This is a genomic window from Bradyrhizobium pachyrhizi (assembly GCF_001189245.1).
GTDB lineage: Bacteria > Pseudomonadota > Alphaproteobacteria > Rhizobiales > Xanthobacteraceae > Bradyrhizobium > Bradyrhizobium pachyrhizi.
On sequence record NZ_LFIQ01000114.1, the window covers coordinates 246,529 to 267,276 of the forward strand.

The following is a 20,748-nucleotide window of genomic DNA, read 5'->3' on the forward strand; positions in this document are numbered from 1 at the left end:
CCGCCGGCATTGGCGAGACCGATGATCTTGGCCTTGGAGGCCTGCGCCTGCAGCAGGAAGGAGGAGAAGTCAGCGGTGTTGAGCGGATGCTTGACGCCGCCGACCACCTTGCCGCCATTGGCGGTGACGACGGCCGTGGTGTCGCGCTCGAGCGCGGCGCCGAACGCGTAATCCGCGGTGAGGAAGAACCAGGTGTCCCCGCCCGCCTTCACCAGCGCCTGGCCGGTGGCGTGGGCGAGCATGTAAGTGTCGTAGGTCCAGTGCACGGTATTCGGCGAGCACTGCGCGTTGGTGAGATCGGAGGTGGCGGCGCCCGAATTGATGTAGACGCCGTTCTTTTCCTTCACGACGTTGTTGACCGCGAGCGCGACGCCGGAATTCGGCACGTCGACGATGGTGTCGACCTTGTCGACGTCGAACCACTGCCGGGCGATGGTGGTGCCGATATCGGGCTTGTTCTGGTGATCGCCGGAGATCAGGTCGATGGTCCAGCCCTTGGCCTTGAGGCCGGAGTCCTCGATCGCCATCTGCGCCGCCAGCGTCGAGCCGGGGCCGGCGAGATCGGCGTAGAGGCCGGACTGATCCGACAGCGCGCCGATCTTGACCGTCTTGTCGAGCTTTTCCTGGGCGGAGGCGACGCTTGCGGCAGACAGCACCATCGCGGTGCCGAGCAAGAGCGCCGAAATCTTGTTCTTCATATCGTATTCCCTCGTCCTAAATTTTCTGGTTCTGGCGATATCAGACGCCGAGATAGGTATGGAGCTTGTCCATGTTGGCCGACAGCTCCGAATTCGCGAAGCCGTCGATCACCTTGCCGTGCTCGACAATGTAGTAGCGGTCCGCAACGGTCGAGGCGAAACGGAAATTCTGCTCGACCAACAGGATCGTGAATCCCTGCGACTTCAGGCGCGCAATGGTGTGCCCGATCTGCTGGATGATGACCGGGGCCAACCCTTCGGTCGGCTCGTCCAGCATCAGAAAGCGCGCGCCGGTCCGCAGGATGCGCGCAATCGCCAGCATCTGCTGCTCGCCGCCCGAGAGCTTGGTGCCCTGGCTGGTGAGGCGCTCCTTCAGGTTGGGAAACAGCGTGAAGATCTGGTCGAGCGGCAGGCCGCCCGGCCGCACCACCGGCGGCAGCAGCAGGTTCTCGCGGACGTCGAGGCTGGCGAAAATGCCGCGCTCCTCGGGACAGAATGCGATGCCGAGCCGCGCGATTTTGTCCGAGGTGGCGCGGATGATTTCCTGATTGTCGAAGCGGATCGAGCCGGCGCGCTTGCCGATCACGCCCATCACCGACTTCAGCGTGGTGGTCTTGCCGGCACCGTTGCGGCCGAGCAGCGTCACCACCTCGCCGGCCTTCACGTTGAAATTGATCCCGTGAAGGATGTGGGATTCGCCGTACCAGGCCTGCAGATCCTTGACCGTCAGCACGTCGGCGCCGGCCGCAGCCACGGGCTTCTCCGCCAGTTTTGCCTCAGCCATGACCCGCTCCCAGATAGGCTTCCTTCACGCGCTCGTCCTTGGAGAGGTCGGCGTAGTTGCCCTCCGCCAGCACCTGCCCGCGCGTCAGCACGGTGATGATGTCGGAGAGGTTGGCCACCACCGAGAGGTTATGTTCGACCATCAGGATGGTGTATTTCGCGGAAATCCGCTTGATCAGCGCCGCGATCTTGTCGATGTCCTCGTGGCCCATGCCGGCCATCGGCTCGTCGAGCAGCATCATCTCGGGGTCGAGCGCGAGCGTCGTTGCAATTTCAAGTGCGCGCTTGCGGCCGTACGGCATCTCCACCGCCGGCGTGTTGGCGAATTCGCTCAAGCCGACGTCGTTCAGGAGCTCGTGGGCGCGCGGATTGAAGCGGTCCAGCACGCTTTTCGAACGCCAGAAATCGAACGACGAACCGTGTTGCCGCTGAAGCGCCACGCGGACGTTCTCGAGCGCGGTCAGATGCGGAAATACCGCCGAAATCTGAAACGAACGGACCAGCCCGAGGCGCGCCACGTCGGCCGGCGGCATCGCGGTGATGTCGTGGCCCTTGTAGCGAATCTGGCCTGCCGACGGCTTCAGGAATTTGGTCAGCAGATTGAAACAGGTCGTCTTGCCGGCGCCGTTCGGCCCGATCAACGCATGGATACTGCCCCGACGCACTTTCAACGCGACGTCGCGAACGGCGAAGAAACCCGCGAATTCCTTGGTCAATCCGCTGGTTTCGAGGATGAACTCATCTGCCAAATAGATTCCCCCATACGCCATCGCTGCGAAGCCCCTCGCCCGCGTGGCCAGCTTTTTTCGTGTCCGACAGGCGTCCGATCCGTCTTGGAAACCGTCCGGGGCCCGTCGCCTCCGGGCCGGAATATGCCGTCATCTGCGGCGGTTACGCAAGGTGGAAAGCTGTGCACTGCGGCATCAGCGTGACCGGTTCCGGTTGATCCTTAGTCGAATGGCATTTCGGCGCGCTTTGCGCCTCGGGAAAGCGGTTGTTAACGGTGTTTTGCTCCGGACTCCCGCTTTCATAGAATATTTGCGCCTCTCGCCGAAGCTCCGGCCATTGCATATGAATGGCTAGAGCCTTGCATTTCGAGCGCGCCAGTTCTTCGGTCGTCAAATCGATCCCGCAACGTGATTTCCTCGGCACGTGGCTGCGACTTTATGCCCGCAGCCAAACCATCCCGCAGATCGATGAACTTGTCCTTGGCCGCATCCCGTTCGGGGATGTGCCTGAATTCGGCTAGCCGATGCAATTCAGAAGTGCCGATCCATCGGTGGTCAAATCGATCACGCAGCGGGTGCTGCTGAACGCCTGGCTGCGCGCGCTGCGTATGCCGGACGCGCTTCCCCTGCTGTGCGACTTCCATATCGAGGACACCGCCGACGAGCGCGCCGACATGATGAGCTTCGACGTGGTCGGCAGTGGCGAGGCCGCGCGTTTCCTGATCACGCAGGAAGGCGCGCGGCTGACGACGGCCTATGGCAACGAGCACGTCGAGTCGCGGCTGCGCACCAACCGCTACCTCGATGACGCGATCGGACCCGAGCGCTACGCGGGGGTCATCCTGTCATATCGTGCCTGCCTCGTGCGCAAGCGCCCGACCTACACCGTTGCGACGGTCGCCGACGCCGACGGCAAGGAGGTTTCCTATGAACGGCTGCTCTTGCCGTTCGGACGCGGCGATGCCGTCGAGCACATCATCGGCTCCTACAAGGCGATCAGCACCGAAGGCCGCTTTCGGCTGCACAATCTGATGGGTGTGGCTGCGAAGTCGGCCCCGGTGGTCACGGAGCGGGCGGTGATCGACCGCAGGTTCGTCCCGACGGATCGTCCCGTGAGCCATGATTCAGTCGAGTTGATCTAGACGCGTCGCTTCACGCGAAGCGGTCACCCCATCGCTGGAAGCGCCTTAGCCCTTCTTGCGCGCCTTCGCCGGCACTTCCTTGGCGTAGATGTCCGGCTTGAAGCCGACGACGCGCTTCGGTCCGAGATCGAGCACCGGGCGCTTGATCATCGAGGGCTGCTCGGCCATCAGCGCCAGCGCCTTGCGCTCGTTCAAGCCTTCCTTGTCGGCATCGGGTAACTTCTTGAAGGTGGTACCGGCGCGGTTGAGCAGCGTTTCCCAGCCGACCTCGTCGCTCCACTGCTTGAGCTTGTCCTTGGCGATCCCGGCGGTCTTGTAGTCGTGGAAGTCGTAGGCGACGCCATGATCGTCGAGCCAGGCCCGCGCCTTCTTCATGGTGTCGCAGTTCTTGATGCCGTAGATGGTGATGGTCAAAGCCGTTCCCCGCATGCGATTGCCGCGGGGAAACTAGCCTCGCGGCAATCCCGGCGCCAGATCAGAGCCATCAGGTCTCCACACCGATATTGCCGGCGTTCAATGCGCGTAATGGGTAAAGACGAAATCGTGATCGCTGGCGTGGGCCTCGTGGCAGGCAAAACACGTCTCGTGCTGGGCGGCGTCGACCGGCTTGCCGTCGATGAAGCGGCCAAAGCCCCAGCCGCCGGTGGAGGCATATTTGACGGAGTCCTTGACCATGACCTGGACCGTGGTCGCGGGCCCCGTGATGAAGGCGCCGTCGAGGCCTGCAACCGGCTTGCGCTTCCAGGCGAGCTTGACCAGCACGGTGCCGTCGGGGAAACGCGCGGCGCCGTCCTGATAGGCCTTCACGGCGGTCGCGTTGCCGAGCACGCTGCGAAGTTCGTCCAGCCCGGTCTCCTCGCCGACCGCGATCAGCTTCCAGTCGCGATAGCCGTCAGGGATTTTCACGCCGAAGATCGGCGATGCCAGTGCCGCGTCATCGGCGCGCCCAACGGCGAACGGCAGTGCCGCGCTGATGCAGGCTGCCGCGATCGCGGCAGCTGCCCATTTCACAACCTGTCTCATGATCGGTGATCCGCTCCGTCTCAGACCTTGCTGACGTCGATGATGGCCTGCACGAAGGCCTGCGGCGCTTCCTGCGGCAGATTGTGGCCGATACCGCCGATCAGGAGCCGATGCTCATAGTGGCCGGAGAACTTCTTGGCATAGGCTGCGGGCTCGGGATGCGGCGCGCCGTTGGCATCGCCCTCCATCGTGATGGTCGGGATCGCGATGACGGGCGCTTGGGCGAGCGTCTTCTCGAACGGGTCGTACTTCGCCTCGCCCTCGGCGAGATCAAGCCGCCAGCGGTAATTGTGGATCACGATATCGACGTGGTCAGGATTCTCGAAGGCCGCCGCGCTGCGGTCGAAGGTGGCGTCGTCGAACTTCCACTGCGGCGACGCCAACTGCCAGATCAGCTTGGCAAAGTCATGCCGGTTCTTGGCGTAGCCCTCGCGGCCGCGCTCGGTCGCGAAATAGAACTGGTACCACCATTGCAGCTCGGCCTTCGGCGGCAGCGGCACCTTGCCGGCCGCCTGGCTGCCGATCAGATAGCCGCTCACCGAAACCATGGCCTTGCAGCGCTCGGGCCAGAGCACCGCCATGATGTTGGCGGTGCGCGCGCCCCAATCATAGCCGCCGAGCACGGCCTTCTCGATCTTCAACGCATCCATCAGCGCGATGATGTCGGCTGAGACCGCGACCGGCTGGCCGCTGCGCATGGTGTCGCTGGAGAGGAAGCGCGTCGTGCCGTAGCCGCGCAGATGCGGCACGATCACGCGGTAGCCGGCCTCGGCGAGCGCCGGCGCGACGTCGGCATAGCTGTGGATGTCGTAGGGCCAGCCGTGCAGCAGGATCACTGCGGGACCGGACGCAGGCCCCATCTCGACATAACCGGTATCAAGCACGCCGGCATTGATCTGCTTGACCGGACCGATCGTGGTGTGCGCGCCAGCCTTGATCGCAGGCAGCGCCGGCTTGGACTGTGCCTGAGCCGAGCCGATGAAGCCGAGCCTGGAGGCGGCAAGGATCCCGCCGGCGATGCCAAGGAAGCGGCGGCGTTGCTGATTGATGGACTGCGACATGGCGATCTCCTGCGTCTGGTGTCGGGATGAAATATTGCAGAGACCGCCCCCGTCCGCTTTCAGAGGACGTGGATTTGCCCTTCAGACCGTCGTGATTTTGGCTCCGGGCCGCCTGTGCTAGGTTCCGCCACGCATTCAGCCGCCGGCCGCCGGACTCTTCGATTTGACTTACCATTTCAACGACTTGACCCTCGATTCCGAGCGCCGTGAGCTGCGCCGTGGCGATGCTCTGGTGGCCGTCGAGCCGCAGGTCTTCGACCTCATCGAGTTCCTGATCCGCGCCCGTGATCGGGTGGTCAGCCGCGACGAGGTGCTGGCCGCCGTCTGGCACGGCCGGATCGTCTCGGAAGCGACGCTGAGCAGCCGGATCAACGCCGCACGGACTGCGATCGGCGACAATGGCGAGGAGCAGCGGCTGATCCGCACCCTGCCCCGCAAGGGCCTCCGCTTTGTCGGCGATGTCCGGGAGGACACCGCGCCCGATCGCCCGGCTGCAGACAGTGCCAGCCCGCCGCGGCCGAGCGAGGGCCCGTCGATCGCGGTGCTGCCCTTCACCAACATGAGCGGCGATCCCGAGCAGGATTATTTCGCCGACGGCATCGCCGAGGACATCACCACCGCGCTCGCGCGTTGCAGCCGCCTCACCGTGATCGCGCGCAACTCCGCCTTCACCTACAAGGGCAAGGCGGTCGACATCCGCCAGGTTGGACGCGATCTCGGCGTCGGCTATGTGCTCGAAGGCAGCGTCCGCCGCGGCGGCGATCGGCTGCGCATCACCGGGCAGCTAATCGACGCCGTCTCCGGTGCGCATCTGTGGGCCGATCGGTTCGATGGCGCAGCGACTGATGTGTTCGACCTGCAGGACCGCATCACCGAGAACGTGGTCGGCGCGATCGAGCCGACCCTGCTCGTCGCGGAAGCCGAGCGGGTGCGGGCAGCGCCGCCCGACAGGCTCGACGCCTACGATCTGCTGCTGCGCGCCTACAGCCTGCGTTACGAGTTCACGCCCGAGAGCATGGAAGCGGCGCTCGATTGCCTCGACCAGGCACTGGCGCTCGACCCCGCCTATGCACCGGCGCTGGCGGCCTCCGCCTATTGTCATGCGATGCGCCATGTCCAGGGCTGGCTGAAGCCGAACGATGCCTACCGGGAACGCGCGGTCGCGCAAGCCTGGCGCGCGGTCGAGCTCGCGCCCGGTGACCCGCAGGTCTTGTGGATGGCGGCGTTCGCGATCTGGAACATGGCCGACAAGATCGAGCCCGCACGCGATCTGTTCGAGCGCTCGCTGGCGATCAACCCGAACTCGGCGATGGCGCTGGTGCTCGGCGGCTGGATCGAGGCGATGCGTGGTAATCAGAAAGCCGGCCGCGCCATGATCGAGCGCGCGCAGCGTCTGAACCCGCGCGATCCGCGCGGCTGGTTCGCCGCCGCGGCGCTCGCGATCTGCGCGGTGCTCGACCAGAATTTCGCCGAGGCGGTGATGTGGGCGGACAAGGCGCTGGCGCAGAACCGCCGCTTCGCGGTGGCGCTGCGCGTCCTGATCGTGGCGCTCGTCAAGACCGGCGAGACCGAGCGCGCGACCCAGATCGCGCGCGAGCTGCTCAAGGTCGATCCGGAGTTTTCGATCTCCGGCTTCCTGTCGCGGATTCCGTTTCCGGTAGAAGCGATGTCCGCGACCTATCGTGAGACCCTCAAGGCCGCCGGCGTCCGGGATTGAGACGCTCCGAGGACGCGACGATCATTCACCCGTGGTACGTTGCGCGGGCTGCCTGGCAGCATCGGCCTGATGACAGTCTCTTCCTCGTCGGAGAATTCGTAACGCATGATTCAACCGCCTTCGGTCCAAGATTGGAATCTTGCCCGGCAGCGAGGCTCAATGAGCCCGTGCCGACGGGATCGGTCGCGATGCGCCCGAAAGTGGACGCATTTTGCTCACCTTGAGTTTTGCCGAGTTTAGCCCGAAGCGGACATTCGTTGATCTAAATCAACCCCAAGCTGCCGGCCGTTTATTTCAGTGTCAGTATGTGGCCCGTGCGTCGAGCCCGTCTGGAGGATCGATCATGAATTTGTCCGCCCTGATGTTGTCTACTGCTGCGTTGACCTTGCTCACAACGCTGCCCTCGATAGCGCAGCAGACGACCGGAGCAGCGGGTTCGCCCGGCGCTACGATCACAATCGACGGCAAGCAGCTTCCCCCCGAACCTCCGAAGTTCGGCGGCGTGATCAACGAAACCGCCAAAGACTCAAAGCCCTACTGGCCACCGTCCGTCGTGCCGCCCAAAGGCGCGCCAAACGTACTGCTGATCATGACCGACGACCAAGGTTATGGTGTGTCGGGTACGTTCGGTGGCGTCGTTCCGACCCCTGCGATGGATCGTGTCGCCAAGGCCGGCTTGCGCTATACGCAATTTCACTCGACAGCACTTTGCTCGCCGACGCGGGCGGCACTAATTACCGGTCGTAACCACCACTCTGTCGGGTTTGGCGTGATCGGTGAAATGTCGACCGGTTATCCCGGATACGATTCCGTCATCGGACCTGAGAGCGCGACAATCGGGACGATTCTGCGGGACAATGGCTTTGCGACCTCATGGTTCGGTAAGAACCACAACACGCCGACCTATACGTACAGCTCGGCGGGGCCGTTCGATCAATGGCCGATCGGCATGGGATTTGAGTATTTTTACGGGTTCATGGGCGGCGAGACGGACCAATGGACGCCCTATCTGTTTCGTAACACGACCCAGGTATTTCCGTGGATCGGCAAGCAAAACTACAACCTCATCACGGATATGGCGGACGACGCCATCAACTACATGAACGGATTGAACGCCGCCGCTCCCGACAAACCGTTCTTCGTCTACTACGTGCCCGGAGGAACGCATTCGCCGCATCAGCCGAAAAAGGAATGGATAGACAAGTTCAAGGGCAAGTTCGACATGGGTTGGGAGAAGCTGCGTGAGCAGATTTTCTCCAACCAGAAAAAGCTCGGCGTGATCCCGGCTAACACCCAGCTCACCCCATGGCCCGACACGTTGCCGAAGTGGGACTCGCTGTCATTGATTCAGAAGAAGCTATATGCGCGCGAGGCCGAGGTATTTGCCGGCTACGCGGCATATACCGACTATGAGATCGGCCGCGTCATCCAGGCCGTCCAGGACATGGGCAAGCTCGATAACACGCTGATCATTTACATCAGTGGTGACAACGGCACTAGCGCTGAAGGGACGTTGGAAGGCACTCCGAACCAGATGACCGCCTACAACGGCGTGTTGAAATTGCCCGAAGCCGAGCTGATGCTCCATTACGAGAATTGGGGCTCCGACAAGACCTACCCGCACATGTCGGTGGCATGGTCCTGGGCCTTCGACACGCCGTTCAAATGGACCAAGCAGGTGGCATCGCATTTCGGCGGCACCCGGCAGGGTATGGCCATCTCATGGCCCGGACACATCAAGGATGTCGGCGGCATTCGCTCCCAGTTCCACCACATGATCGACATCGTGCCGACCATTCTTGAAGCCACAGGCATCCAAGCTCCGACGACGGTGAACGGAATTGCGCAAAAGCCCATCGAGGGCGTGAGCATGGCTTACACGTTCGACCAGGCCAATGCCAACGCGCCGTCGAAACGCGACACCCAGTACTTCGAGATGTTCGCCAACCGCGGAATCTATCACGATGGTTGGTATGCATGCACGACGCCGCCGGCGCCGCCCTGGCTTCTGGGAACGGCCAAGCTGCCTGAGATCAGCGACTACAAGTGGGAACTCTACAACATCGCGGACGACTATTCGCAAAACAACGACCTTGCCGGTCAGAATCCCGACAAGCTGAAGGAGATGCAGGCGTTGTTCCTGGCGGAGGCAGCCAAATTTCAGGTCTTGCCTTTGGATAATTCAGTTCTGCCGCGCCTCATCACACCGCGGCCGAGCGCCACCGCGGGACGGACCGTCTTCACGTATACAGGTTTCAATTCCGGTATTCCGGTCGATAACGCGCCAAGCCTCTTAAACAAAGACTACAAGATCACTGCCGAGATCACGGTCCCACCGGGCGGGGCCGAGGGCATGATCGCAACGCTGGGCGGCCGCTTCGCCGGGTATGGCCTCTACCTGCTGAAAGGCAAGCCCGTCTTTGTCTACAACATGCTGGATCTGAAACGGTATCGCTGGGAAGCCGGCGTAGGAGCGCGCGACTGGCTCGGCTCGCCGCTCAAGCCGGGCAAGCATACGATCGTGTTCGATTTCAAATATGATGGGCCCGGCTTCGGCAAAGGCGGCACCGGGGTACTCTCGGTAGACGGCAAAGAGATTTCCCGCAAGTCGATGCCGCACTCGATTGCGTTCCTGATGGCCATCGACGAGTCTTTCGACATCGGCTCCGATACCCGGACCGGCGTGGATGACAGCTACAAGCTGCCATTCCAGTTCACCGGGAAGATCGACAAGCTGACCTTCAACCTCGGGGCAACGCAACTATCGAGCGATGAGCAGAAGGTAATGCGGCACGCGCTTGAAAAAGCCAGGGATTGAACTGACCTTTCGCTGATTACAAGCCCGCGATTGGCACGAGGCGGAAACAATCAACCGCGAGTCGACGTCTGCTACAGGCCCTTTCGGCGATCTCGGGAGATATCCGCTTCTCCGCCGCTGATGGGGGTTAAGCGGACATCGGGCGCCAGCCGCTCGATGAGTACACGGCCCAGGCAGTAGACTTGTAAGCCCGGAGCCACAGCCGGATTGAAGCGAAACACTACAATCCCGGTGATCTTGCCGCCCAGGCCTTGGTGGCCTGGCAGCTTTCCATCGCTCGGAGGTAGGCAGGGCGTACCGTCGTGCGGGCGAGATAGTCCCGCTCGGTCGGACCGGGGACGTAGTTGCCGGTTCGCAGGCCGAGCAGCAGGGCGTAGCTCACCGAGATATCGGCAGCCGTGAAGCGGTCGCCGGCGAGATAGGGGCAATCCGCGAGGCGGCGGATAACCAGCCCCAGCCGGCTCTCGAAGGTCTCGAATGCCCAGCAGGTCACCCGGGCATCTCGCTCGGCTGCGGGCGCCAGTTGGCGACCGACAATGACGGCGTTCATCGGCCCGGCGAGCCCGGCCTCGCCCAAGTGGAGAAATTGCAGATAGGACGCGAAGGCGGGATCATCAGGGGCGACGGCAAGCGAACCCGAGCCGTGGCGGGCGAGCAGGTACTCGAGAATCCCAATCGATTCGACCATGATTGTCTCGCCGTCCTGCAGTACGGGAATGAAGCCGGCGGGGTTGATCGCGAGGAAATCGCGATCATTCTCGACTGCGAACAGATCGACCGGGCGCAGCCGATACGCCAATCCCAATTCCTCGAGCAGCCAGACAACACGGAAGCCACGACCTTCGCCATAGACGGTGAGCATGGTTAAGCGTTCCTGGATTGGGCTAGTGGATCGAATCTAACGCTTGGTACCTGCCCACGACCGTCCTTCCGATTCGTGTAAGAGCACCGCGCCCTTGCCCATTAGCAGACGTTGCGAAGGTCGCAGGAGGGTGAGACTCGGTCACTCACGTTCCAAGACCGGCGGCTTCCATGCGTCGATCGCCGTCTCTGGGTAAATCTGCACCGAGCCAGGCTCGAAGTAGCTCTCGATCGCGTATCCGAGCTTGGTCAAATCCGTACGATACCAACCAACGATTCTACCGCGCCATGATGCTCGCCCCTTCTTTGCAGCATAGTCACCCATTTGAAACTTTGCATCTGGGGGCCACGGATCGACCATCTCGCCTCCGACCGAATTGCCTTAAAAAGAAGACATTTTTGCCGCCCCACCTACGTCCCCAACGGGTCGATTTTGTCCCGTCGATCTCGGTCCGAAACCTGACGTTCGATGAGGCGACAGCATACGATAGGCCGTACCTAGCGGACTAAGTCCAGGCTGCGCAATTTCGGAATATTAGAAGAATATCCCTGAGTTGCCCGACGTGTCAAGTTGTTTGGCCCAACGCCGGCCGCCGGCTGCTTTGCATGGGGTTGTTTTCGCTATTTTTGGCAGCGCCCCCTGCGACGGCCCCATAACTTCATATTACTCTAGCCTGAGCCGCCCGGCTCCAGCGCCTCGCCGAGCTCGAGCGGATGCGCCATCGTCTCGTGCAGCGCCTGCTTGTCGAGCTCCCCTTCCGACAGACTGATCACGACGCAAGCGACGCCGTTGCCGATCAGGTTGGTGAGCGCACGGCACTCGCTCATGAACTTGTCGATGCCGACCAGGATCGCGATCGACTGGATCGGAATGTCGGGTACGATCGACAGCGTCGCGGCGAGCGTGATGAAGCCGGCGCCGGTGACGCCGGAAGCGCCCTTCGAGGTGATCATGGCGATGCCCAGAATGCCGAGCTCCTGCCAGATCGTCAGATGCGTGTTGGTGGCCTGCGCCAGGAACAGCGTCGCCAGCGTCATGTAGATGTTGGTGCCGTCGAGATTGAAGCTGTAGCCGGTCGGCACCACGAGCCCGACCACCGAGCGCGAGGCGCCGAGATGCTCCATCTTCTGGATCATCTGCGGCAGCACCGTCTCCGACGACGACGTGCCGAGCACGATCAGGAGCTCGTCCTTGATATAGGCGATGAAGCGGATGATCGAGAAGCCGGCGAGCCGTGCGATGGCGCCCAGCACGATCAGCACGAACAAGATGCTGGTGAGATAGAAGGTCGCGATCAGCGCTGCCAGATTCAACAGCGAGCCGAGGCCGTAGGCGCCGACCGTGAAGGCCATTGCGCCGAATGCGCCGAGCGGCGCGACGCGGACGATGATCCGGATGATGCCGAAGAACATCTTGGCGGCCGTGTCGATCGCGGACGCAATCGGCTCGCCGACCTTGCCCATGAGAGCGATGGCGAAGCCCGAGAGGATCGAGATCAGCAGCACCTGCAACAGGTCGCCGCGCGCCACCGCGCCGAGATAGCTGTCCGGAATGATCGCCATCAGATGGGCAACGATGCCCTGCTCTTTGGCCTGCGTGACGTAGTTGGAGACCGATTTCGGATCGATCGTGGATGGATCGATGTTAAAGCCGTGGCCGGGCTGCAGCAGCTCGCCGACCAGAAGACCGACCGCAAGCGCCACCGTCGACACCGCCTCGAAATAGATCAGCGTCTTCAACCCGACCCGGCCGACGCGCTTGAGATCGCCCATCGAGGAGATGCCGTGCACCACGGTGCAGAAGATGACGGGCGCGATCATCATCTTGATCAGCGCGATGAAGCCGTCGCCCAGCGGCTTCAATTCCTTGCCGAGATTCGGATAGAAATATCCGATCAGGACACCTGCCACGATCGCGATCAGCACCTGAACGTAGAGGATCTTGTACCAGGGCTGATGACGGGGATGGGCAATGGGCTTGATCGCGGCTGTGGTCATGAGGTGCCCCGGCTAGGATGAACTCAACTGGTGATGCCATCTTGGCGGAGCCGCGCGCAAGCGACAATGCCCATTCGTGGCGTCGCGAGCGCACACGAATCTGTCATAGAGTGCGGCCGGCTCGCATCGGGAGGCTGGGAATGGAATTCACGGCATTGTTTCTCGCCATCACCATCGCCATGCTGGTGGCCTGGCGTGGCCCGCGCCCCGTCGCGATCGGCTTGTTCGCGGTGATCCTGATCGCCTGCGTCGCGACCTTGCTGCACCACGCCACCGACCGTCTCAATTTGTCGTTCTGAGGCCGGCCATGAACGACACCCAGGCCGTCACCCTCAATGCCGTCGCGCTCTATGGGCTGGCGCTGGTACTGGCCGCCGCCTTTGCCGCGCAGCTGCTGCTCCACGAGCTGCCCTGCCCGCTCTGTCTGTTGCAGCGCATCCTGTTCGCACTGTTGGCGATCGGGCCGATCCTCAATATCCGCTTCGGGCCGCGGCCAAGTCATTATGCGTTGTCGCTGCTGACGGCCGTCGTCGGCGCGACGGTCTCGACCCGGCAGGTGCTGCTGCACATCCTCCCCGGCGATGCCGGCTACGGTTCGGCGCTGTTCGGCTATCATTATTATACGTGGGCGCTGATCGGATTCATCGCCGCGATCGTGCTGCTCGCGGCGATGCTGCTGTTCGACCGCCAGTTCGAGCGCCGCGCGGCGCCGGGCAGCTCGCCCGGCGCCTTCGCGCAAGGTGCGGTGTGGCTGGTGGTCGGGCTGACGGCACTGAATGTGCTCTCCACCCTGCTCGAGTGTGGCTTTGCCGCCTGCGCCGACAATCCCATCGTCTATGAGCTGCTGAAGTAGGCTGCTTAGGGCCGTTTCGGAATATTCAATCCGCGCTCCACGGCCGGCCGCTTGAGACCGCGCTCCAGCCAGGCCGCGACCTGCGTGAACTGGTCGAATTCGACGAGCTCGCGCGCACCGTAGAAGCCGATCAGATTGCGCACCCAGCCGAGCATCGAGATGTCGGCGATGCTGTATTCGTCGTCCATGAACCACTGCCGTCCGGCGAGATGCATCTCCATCACGCTGAGCAGGCGCTTCGACTCGGCGACGTAGCGCTGCAGCGGCCGCTTGTCCTCGTAATCCTTGCCGGCGAATTTGTGGAAGAACCCGACCTGGCCAAACATCGGTCCGATGCCGCCCATCTGGAAATGCACCCACTGGATCGCCTGATAGCGGCGCGCCGCGTCCGCCGGCAGCAGCTTGCCGGTCTTGTCGGCGAGATATTGCAGGATGGCGCCGGATTCGAACAATGGCAGCGGCTTGCCGCCTGGACCGTTGGGATCGAGGATCGCCGGGATCTTGCCGTTCGGGTTCAGCGACAGGAACTCCGGCGTCTTCTGGTCATCCTTGTTGAAGTCGACGAGATGGACCTCGTAAGGCAGCCCGATCTCCTCGAGCATGATCGAGACCTTCACGCCGTTCGGCGTCGGCAGCGAATAGAGCTGAAGGCGGTCCGGATGCTGGGTGGGCCAGCGTTTTGTGATGGGAAAGGCAGACAAGTCGGTCATGTCGACATTCTTTGCAGGGTTGTTGCTTTGCACGGTTGTTGTTGGATGGCTAATGTACGGAGCTCAGTGAAAGCCGCAAGGTCTGCAACCGGCCATGAACGATCAACAGACAGGCGCAACAACAGGCGCAACGCTCGGCCTCTCCGACGACGAACTCGCAACGCACCCGACCGTGTTCGCGGCTGATGCGCTCGCCGGTCAGGTGGTCGTGGTGTCCGGCGGCGCCGGCGGCATCGGCCGCGCCATCGCATGGCTGTTCGCCCGGCTCGGCGCGCATGTCGTGGTCGCCGGCCGCAATGCCGACCGGCTCGACGCACTGGTCGATCGTCTCGTCCATCGTGGGCTCAAGGCGTCCGCGCATGTCGCCGACATCAAGGATCCCGACGCGGTCAATGCGATGTTCGAGGCGCTGTGGACCGAGCACGGCCGTGTCGATCATCTCGTCAACAGCGCCGGCGGCCAGTTCCCGCAAGCTGCGATCGACGTCTCGATCAAGGGCTGGAATGCGGTCATCAACACCAACCTCAACGGTACCTGGTACATGATGCAGGCCGCGGCGCAGCGCTGGCGCGACCGCAAGCATCCCGGCAGCATCGTCAATATCGTCGTGGTCACGACGCACGGCCTCTACGGCATTGCGCACTCGATCGCGGCACGCTCCGGCGTGATCGGCCTGTCGCGCGCGCTCGCGGTCGAATGGGCGCCGCTGAACATCCGCATCAACTGCATCGCGCCCGGCGCGATCGAGACCGAGGGCTGGAACGTTTACAGCGAAGCGGCGCGCGCCGCCTACCCGCGCTCCAATCCGATGATGCGCCCGGGCACGCCATGGGACATTGCGGAGGCAACCGTCTACCTCGCCGCGCCCTCCGGCAAGTTCGTCACCGGCGAGACGCTGACCGTCGACGGCGGCGGCCAGCATTGGGGCGAGACCTGGACGACCGGCAAGCCCGACTATTTCAGTGGCGGCGAATAACGCACGCATGCCGGTCGCCTGACGCGCTTCCGTCACTTGCCGTCGTCGAAGCTGACGATGACGGCGGCGTTCGCGATCAGAATCGGGTCGTTGCCGAGATCAGACGGAATCTCGAGCCCACCCGCGATCGCCTTCACGGTCTTGGTGCCATAGGGCAATTCCTTCGCGACCGCTGCGGTATCGATATCTTCGGGATTCGGCACGGCAATCGTGACGTCGACGAACATGTCGTTGGCGGTCTTGCCGAGCATGCGGAAGAAGCCGAGACTGGAATGACGGATGGCGTCCGAGACGGCCCGCTTGGCGGCCTTGGTGGCGTCGCGGCCGTGGACGTCGACGCCCATGCCCATTTCGGTGATACAGCGCACGCGTGTCATGAAGGTTCCTGCTGTCGTTGGCGTGAGAGACCGTCACTCCTTCGGCCCCTGCGCGCGCGGCGTCAAGCCGGGTCCCTCGCCTCGCTTACGCTGTTGTGATCGCCCCGCGCCAGCATCCACGCCGCGAGACCGGCAAGGATCGCCGCGGCCACCACCATGACGCAAGCCGCGCCCCAGCCCCATGCCGAGACCACGGCGCCGACCGCGATCGGACCGGTGACCTGGCCGAAATTGCTGCCCGTCATCAACAGGCCCATCATGACAGGCACCATCGCCGCCGATCGCGCCGCGGCGGGTGCGGTTGCCAGCAACGTCGCCGGGATCAGGCCGCCGATCGCGGAGAACAAAAGGCACAGCCAGAATGCGCCCCAGCCGCCGAGCACCGGCAGGAAGATTCCGAGCGCGGACGCGCCCATCACGAATGCCGCCACGGCAATCAGCAAATTGCGGCTGACGCCGCGCGCAAGCAGATGACCGGCGGCGAGATTGCCGACGACGTTGCCGGCCGCGGCCAACGCACTGAGCCCGCCGGCGCCTTGGCTGGACACGCCGAGCCGCTCGGTCAGCACGATCGGCAGGAAGCTGAACAACGCAAAGAACATCAGGCTGTAGAGCGCAAACAGCACCATCAGAAGCGCCGGGGTGCGGCGCTGTGCCAGCGCGGTGGCTTCCCGCATCAGGCCGCTCCGCGCCGCGCCGGTCCGCGATGCCACTTCAGGCACGATGAGGCCGGCTAGGATGAACAGCACGGCAACAAAGGCCGCACTGGCCCACCAGATCGTGCGCCAGCCATCGAAGATCGGTCCGGCGACCAGGGCCAGCGCGATCCCGAACGGCATCACGCAGCTCCACACCGCCATGGTGACGTCACGTGCGCTGACATCGACGACGCGATCGAGCAATGCGGGGGCCGCGACCATCACCAGAAGGAAGCCGAGCCCTTCCAGCATGCGCGATGCCAATAGCACCGCGAGCTGTGGCGCGAGCGCGCCCGAGCCTGCCCCCAGCGTGATCGCCGCGAGCCCGCACAGCAGCACCCTGCGCGTGCCAACCGCGGCAATCACCACGCCCGCCGGAACGCTGCCGACAAGCCCGAGGACCGCAAAGATGCCGGCGATCGTTCCGACCGCGGCAAGGTCGATGCCGAGGCTCTGCTGCAGCATCGAGGCGGCAATCGGAACCTTGCCGACCTGCAGCGCCGCGCCGATCCCGCAACCGATCACGATGGCGACCGTGGCCCATCGCTTCGCCTCGCTCTGCTGCATCACGGCCGTCTCGATCGTCATGCGTCCACTCCGCCCCTGGCTCACGGCACAGAGATAGCGTTTCCCGACCATCGACAGGAGTGATATGTTTTGCATCCGATTGATCGATTTCATAGATCATGCTCGACAACCTGACGCTCCGCACCTTTGTCGCCATCGCCGAGAGCGGCAGCTTTCGCGCCGCCGCGACCAAACTGGCGCGGGTGCAATCCGCGGTCAGTCATGCCATCGCCAACCTCGAGGCCGAGCTCGGGCTCACGCTGTTCGACCGCTCCAACCATCGCCCGGCGCTGACGGCCGAGGGCAAGGCACTGCTGGGCAACGCGCGCGACCTGCTGCTGCGTGTCGACGCGATGCGGGCGCGGGCACGCAGCCTGGGCGATGGCGTGGAATCGGAACTCTCGCTGGTGGTCGATACGCTGTTTCCGATCGCCGCCGTCGGCGCGGCGCTGACGGAAATGCGGGCGGCCTATCCGTCTGTCAGCGTGCGGCTCGCGGTCGAACCGATGGGCGGTCCGATCGCCGGCTTGACCGAACGGCGCAGCGCGCTCGCCGTCACGGTCGGCGAGGATTTTCGCGATCCCCGTCTTGCGCTCGATGCGATCTGTGCGGTGCAGATCGTCGCCGTCGCCTCCGCAAGCCATCCGCTCGCGCGCCGCGGCCGCAAGAGCGTGGCGGATCTCGCCGATCATCTCCAGATCGTGCTGTCGGATCCGACCCCGCTGTCGGAAGGCCGTAGCTTCGGCGTGCTCTCGCCGCAGATATGCAGGGTGAGCAATCAGGACACCAAGCACGCCATGATCCTGGCGGGGCTCGGCTGGGGCCGGCTGCCGCTCTGGCAGGTGGCGCGCGACCTGAAGGAGCGCCGCCTGGTGCGGGTCGAAACCGGCGCGCTCGGCCGCAACGCCGCGCTTGCAATGGAGGCCTATCTCGCCCACCGGCTCGATGAACCGCTGGGACCTGCGGCACGCGCGTTTGCCGATGCATTGACGCGGATCGCGGCGGGCACGCATGCGCCGAAGACCAGGGCGAAGACGGCGAAGAAACACTGAGCCGCGGCGATCGCTCGCCCGGCCCTGTGGCGGCCGTCCGCAAGCGCCTCAGTCCTCGATCTCACCGCTGCGGATCGCGAGCCGAATGGCCTGCGCTGTCGTGGCGACGCCGAGCCGAAGCCGCGCACGTCGCAAATGGTTCTCGACCGTGCGTTCCGACAGGCCGAGCGATGCCGCGATGTCGGCCTGGCGACGTCCCGCGGAGGTCCAGCGCAACACCTCGCGCTCCCGCGGCGACAGGCTCGACGCACCGTTCGGCTCGTGGGCTTCCATCAGCCCGCGGGCGGCGCGGAAGGCCGCCGCACCGATCATGGTCAGCGCCGCACGCGTCCGCGCCGACGCATCGATCCGCGTCCCGGCGAAGCTCATCGCGCCTTCAAGGCCGGTGCGCCCGAACACCGGAACCTGCAGCCCATGGAAACCGGGCCCGCGCGGCGTGCGCACCACGCGGTACTTCTCGCCGCGCGCCGACATCACCTTGGTCCAGAAAAACGCCTGGTCCACATCGAGGAAATTGCGCGTCACCGGACAATGCCGGACATAGGTCTCGGCATCGACGGTCACGCCTTTGCCGAACCAGTCGCCTTCGACCCAGTAGATCCGGTCAACCAGGTCCTCGCGTGCCGGCGACGCCGAGAACATCACGAACCGGTCGTAGCCGAGCGGCAGGCTCGCGGACCGCACCGCCGCCTGGATCGCGGGCAAGCTCTCGCTGCCCTCGATCGCAACCACGGCTTCGATGTAGCGGTCCATGCGGTACCATCGTGTCTTGCGGAAGGCCGATCGTGCGGCCCAGCGCGTTGAGGATTTTCCCTCAAGCGAGACCGGCCTGCAAGGCGCGCGACATTGAGCCGCCACCGGCGGCGCGGCGGGGTGCGCCGCGCCCGCAGCTTGAGCCGCCGACCGCTCAGCGCCCGCCGAGCGTATCGAGCAGCGCCTTTGCGGCAGCCTTGCCGACATTATTGGCGGCGAAGGGGCTGTCACCGGTGATCAGCTTGCGATCCTGATGGGTCTTGCCGGTGATGTCCTTGTTCAAGATCTCGACGCCGAGCGCCTGCAACTGTTCGCCGAATGCCCAGGTCAGCGCGCCCGGCATGTAGCCGATATCGGGCGTGGTCCGATCGATGGCGTCGGGAAATGCGCAGATCTTGTAGCCCTTGAAGGGATAGTCGCCCTTGGCTTCGCCGACCGCGGACGCCAGCAACGCCGCCGGGCCATGGCAAAGCGAGATGATGTGCTTGTCGTTGTCGAGCGCCCATTTCAGGGCGGCCTTCACGTCGGTGCTTTCGGGCAAGCCGATCAGCGCACCATGGCCGCCGGGAATGAACACCGCGATATAGTCGGAATCCTTGCCGAGCTTTTTTTCGATCACGTCGGAGAGCTTCAGCGGCTGCTTCAGCCTGGGGAGATATTTCTGGTAGATGCTCTTGACCGCGTCGTCCTCCTTCGGAAACGCCCAGAGCTCGAATTTGACCGGATTACCCGACACGGTCGCAATATCGAATTCGAAGCCCGCCTTGTCGAGGTGATACATCGGCAACAAGGTCTCAACGGGATGGTTGCCGGTCGAGAACATCGTGCCGTTCTGCAACAGCAGATAGCGCTCGTCCGCGGCGATCATCAGAATTTTCCAGCGGCCGCCCCTGTAGGCGTTGGGGTAGTCCGCGCCGGAGAGATCCGACTTGGCCGAGGTGAATTGCCCAAGCGAGTAAGGCGACGGAAAGAAAGCGTTGTTCTCCGCCGGATCGGGTACGGGACGCTTGTCCTGGGATTGCTCGGACATCGAGATATCCTCTCTCATCGTGTTGCGATCCGGCAAAGGTAAGCACGAGATCCGCGATGAGGAATGAGGGATTTCCCTCAACCCACTCTGCCGGGCATCCCTACCCTTGCTTCTGCAACACCGTGATGTGCAGGCGGCGGCGGACCTCCATGCCCTGGCGACGATAGAGCGCGATCGCCGAGACATTGCTGGTGAAGACGTGCAGGAATGGAATTTCGCCGCGCGCCACGATCTGGCCGGCGACCGCCGACAGCAGCGCCTGCGCGTAGCCGCGGCCGCGATGCTCCGGATGCACGCAGACGGCGGTCATCTCGGTGTAGTTCCCCGGCTTCATCCGTTCGCCGGTCATCGCGACCAGTTCGCCATTGATACGGATGCCGAAAAAGCTGCCGAGCTCATGCGTCCGCGCACTGAACGGGCCGGGCTTTGTCAGCTCCGTCAACGCCATCATCTCCGGAACATCGGCAGCGCCGAGCGTGACGATCTCGACGCCGGGCGCAGAATGGTCCGCGGGCACGCCGATCATCTGCTCGCCGGTCTCGGCCAGCAGCACCTTGAACTGCGGCGGCACCGGGACAGGATCGGGCGTGAACAGCACCGCGACGTCAGGTCCCGACAGCAGCGCACCGAGCGCGGCAAAGCTCCGTGGCGACATGTCGACCATGTCGGCGAAGGGTGCGATCGCAAGCGGAAAGCGCCTTGCATCGGCGCCGCCTTCCGCCAACTCGCGCTGTCTCGTGGTCAGCGCGCTCCAGATCGGGCGATCGAGCGGATGAATGGGCGGGACTTCGGACATGCGGCGCTTCGCTCCTGATTTTCCTCGAACAGAGCAAGAAGCGCCGGCAAAATCCAGCATGGCATGGTGTGGTTGCGGCTCACAATCACGACAGCAGGTGAAAACCC

Annotated in this window: 22 protein-coding genes and 1 pseudogene; 8 read left to right on the forward strand and 15 right to left on the reverse strand. The window is 63.8% G+C overall.

Annotated elements, in window-relative coordinates; all coding sequences use genetic code 11:
- From AKL29_RS30290 to AKL29_RS30300, 3 genes are all read right to left on the reverse strand, one after another.
- Nucleotides 1-698, reverse strand: a 698-nt coding sequence (locus AKL29_RS30290; RefSeq protein ID WP_244482511.1) for an ABC transporter substrate-binding protein, incomplete at its 3' end; no start/stop codon positions are given.
- A gap of 40 nt (nt 699-738) precedes the next feature.
- Nucleotides 739-1,482 (reverse strand): ABC transporter ATP-binding protein, encoded by a 744-nt coding sequence (locus AKL29_RS30295; protein WP_050386667.1) that lies wholly within the window; start codon nt 1,480-1,482, stop codon nt 739-741.
- Nucleotides 1,475-2,230, reverse strand: coding sequence for an ABC transporter ATP-binding protein (locus AKL29_RS30300; protein ID WP_016839877.1), 756 nt, complete (start codon nt 2,228-2,230; stop codon nt 1,475-1,477). The genes AKL29_RS30295 and AKL29_RS30300 overlap by 8 nt, the downstream gene beginning before the upstream one ends.
- Nucleotides 2,231-2,568: 338 nt before the next feature.
- Here AKL29_RS30300 and AKL29_RS43030 point away from each other — a divergent pair, with 338 nt between their 5' ends.
- Nucleotides 2,569-2,730: a hypothetical protein gene (locus tag AKL29_RS43030; RefSeq protein WP_167350425.1), complete on the forward strand. Its 162-nt coding sequence runs from the start codon at nt 2,569-2,571 to the stop codon at nt 2,728-2,730.
- Between the two features lie 3 nt (nt 2,731-2,733).
- Nucleotides 2,734-3,351, forward strand: coding sequence for a hypothetical protein (locus AKL29_RS30305; protein ID WP_050386668.1), 618 nt, complete (start codon nt 2,734-2,736; stop codon nt 3,349-3,351).
- Between the two features lie 45 nt (nt 3,352-3,396).
- On the opposite strand, the gene AKL29_RS30310 is transcribed toward AKL29_RS30305, so the two are convergent.
- From AKL29_RS30310 to AKL29_RS30320, 3 genes are all read right to left on the reverse strand, one after another.
- Complete coding sequence (locus tag AKL29_RS30310; RefSeq protein WP_028335122.1) at nt 3,397-3,765, reverse strand: ArsC family reductase; 369 nt, start codon at nt 3,763-3,765, stop codon at nt 3,397-3,399.
- A 99-nt stretch (nt 3,766-3,864) separates the two neighbouring features.
- Nucleotides 3,865-4,374, reverse strand: a complete 510-nt coding sequence (locus tag AKL29_RS30315) for a cytochrome P460 family protein (RefSeq protein WP_050386670.1) — start codon at nt 4,372-4,374, stop codon at nt 3,865-3,867.
- Nucleotides 4,375-4,394: 20 nt separating this feature from the next.
- Nucleotides 4,395-5,435, reverse strand: coding sequence for an alpha/beta fold hydrolase (locus AKL29_RS30320; protein ID WP_050386671.1), 1,041 nt, complete (start codon nt 5,433-5,435; stop codon nt 4,395-4,397).
- 163 nt (nt 5,436-5,598) lie between these two features.
- Here AKL29_RS30320 and AKL29_RS30325 point away from each other — a divergent pair, with 163 nt between their 5' ends.
- On the forward strand, nt 5,599-7,152 hold the full coding sequence (locus tag AKL29_RS30325; protein WP_050386672.1) for a winged helix-turn-helix domain-containing tetratricopeptide repeat protein: 1,554 nt from the start codon (nt 5,599-5,601) through the stop codon (nt 7,150-7,152).
- A 343-nt stretch (nt 7,153-7,495) separates the two neighbouring features.
- Nucleotides 7,496-9,970 (forward strand): arylsulfatase, encoded by a 2,475-nt coding sequence (locus AKL29_RS30330; protein WP_244482501.1) that lies wholly within the window; start codon nt 7,496-7,498, stop codon nt 9,968-9,970.
- 220 nt (nt 9,971-10,190) lie between these two features.
- Here AKL29_RS30330 and AKL29_RS30335 read toward each other — a convergent pair whose 3' ends face one another.
- The 3 genes and pseudogenes from AKL29_RS30335 to AKL29_RS30340 all read right to left on the reverse strand — a co-directional run bounded on the left by AKL29_RS30335 (nt 10,191) and on the right by AKL29_RS30340 (nt 12,829).
- Nucleotides 10,191-10,832 (reverse strand): glutathione S-transferase family protein, encoded by a 642-nt coding sequence (locus tag AKL29_RS30335; protein WP_050386673.1) that lies wholly within the window; start codon nt 10,830-10,832, stop codon nt 10,191-10,193.
- A gap of 141 nt (nt 10,833-10,973) precedes the next feature.
- A pseudogene (locus AKL29_RS39935) lies at nt 10,974-11,210 on the reverse strand (hypothetical protein); the annotation flags it as partial.
- A gap of 290 nt (nt 11,211-11,500) precedes the next feature.
- Nucleotides 11,501-12,829 carry a dicarboxylate/amino acid:cation symporter gene (locus AKL29_RS30340; RefSeq protein ID WP_050386674.1) on the reverse strand — a complete coding sequence of 443 codons (1,329 nt, stop codon included), beginning with the start codon at nt 12,827-12,829 and terminating at the stop codon, nt 11,501-11,503.
- Nucleotides 12,830-12,969: 140 nt separating this feature from the next.
- On the opposite strand from AKL29_RS30340, the gene AKL29_RS43485 reads away from it, so the two are divergent.
- Nucleotides 12,970-13,128, forward strand: coding sequence for a DUF5993 family protein (locus AKL29_RS43485; protein ID WP_167350435.1), 159 nt, complete (start codon nt 12,970-12,972; stop codon nt 13,126-13,128).
- A gap of 8 nt (nt 13,129-13,136) precedes the next feature.
- A complete protein-coding gene (locus AKL29_RS30345) occupies nt 13,137-13,682 on the forward strand; it encodes a disulfide bond formation protein B (RefSeq protein WP_050386675.1) in 546 nt (181 codons plus the stop codon).
- 5 nt (nt 13,683-13,687) lie between these two features.
- Here the strand turns inward: AKL29_RS30345 and AKL29_RS30350 are convergent, their stop codons facing one another.
- Nucleotides 13,688-14,392 (reverse strand): glutathione S-transferase family protein, encoded by a 705-nt coding sequence (locus tag AKL29_RS30350; protein WP_028335114.1) that lies wholly within the window; start codon nt 14,390-14,392, stop codon nt 13,688-13,690.
- Between the two features lie 94 nt (nt 14,393-14,486).
- On the opposite strand from AKL29_RS30350, the gene AKL29_RS30355 reads away from it, so the two are divergent.
- The gene (locus AKL29_RS30355; RefSeq protein WP_050386676.1) at nt 14,487-15,368 is read left to right on the forward strand and encodes an SDR family oxidoreductase; all 882 of its coding nucleotides are present in this window, start codon (nt 14,487-14,489) and stop codon (nt 15,366-15,368) included.
- 32 nt (nt 15,369-15,400) lie between these two features.
- On the opposite strand, the gene AKL29_RS30360 is transcribed toward AKL29_RS30355, so the two are convergent.
- Both AKL29_RS30360 and AKL29_RS30365 read right to left on the reverse strand, forming a co-directional pair.
- Nucleotides 15,401-15,745, reverse strand: a complete 345-nt coding sequence (locus tag AKL29_RS30360) for a Lin0512 family protein (RefSeq protein WP_050386677.1) — start codon at nt 15,743-15,745, stop codon at nt 15,401-15,403.
- A 62-nt stretch (nt 15,746-15,807) separates the two neighbouring features.
- On the reverse strand, nt 15,808-17,031 hold the full coding sequence (locus AKL29_RS30365; protein WP_050386678.1) for an MFS transporter: 1,224 nt from the start codon (nt 17,029-17,031) through the stop codon (nt 15,808-15,810).
- A gap of 98 nt (nt 17,032-17,129) precedes the next feature.
- On the opposite strand from AKL29_RS30365, the gene AKL29_RS30370 reads away from it, so the two are divergent.
- Nucleotides 17,130-18,062: a LysR family transcriptional regulator gene (locus AKL29_RS30370; protein WP_050386679.1), complete on the forward strand. Its 933-nt coding sequence runs from the start codon at nt 17,130-17,132 to the stop codon at nt 18,060-18,062.
- Nucleotides 18,063-18,110: 48 nt separating this feature from the next.
- On the opposite strand, the gene AKL29_RS30375 is transcribed toward AKL29_RS30370, so the two are convergent.
- From AKL29_RS30375 to AKL29_RS30385, 3 genes are all read right to left on the reverse strand, one after another.
- Entirely contained in the window at nt 18,111-18,815 is a 705-nt protein-coding gene (locus AKL29_RS30375; protein ID WP_028335109.1) for a PA1136 family autoinducer-binding transcriptional regulator, read from the reverse strand.
- 154 nt (nt 18,816-18,969) lie between these two features.
- The gene (gene hchA / locus AKL29_RS30380) at nt 18,970-19,845 is read right to left on the reverse strand and encodes a glyoxalase III HchA (protein WP_028335108.1); all 876 of its coding nucleotides are present in this window, start codon (nt 19,843-19,845) and stop codon (nt 18,970-18,972) included.
- Nucleotides 19,846-19,945: 100 nt separating this feature from the next.
- Nucleotides 19,946-20,641 carry a GNAT family N-acetyltransferase gene (locus AKL29_RS30385; protein WP_050386680.1) on the reverse strand — a complete coding sequence of 232 codons (696 nt, stop codon included), beginning with the start codon at nt 20,639-20,641 and terminating at the stop codon, nt 19,946-19,948.
- Nucleotides 20,642-20,748 lie beyond the last annotated feature (107 nt).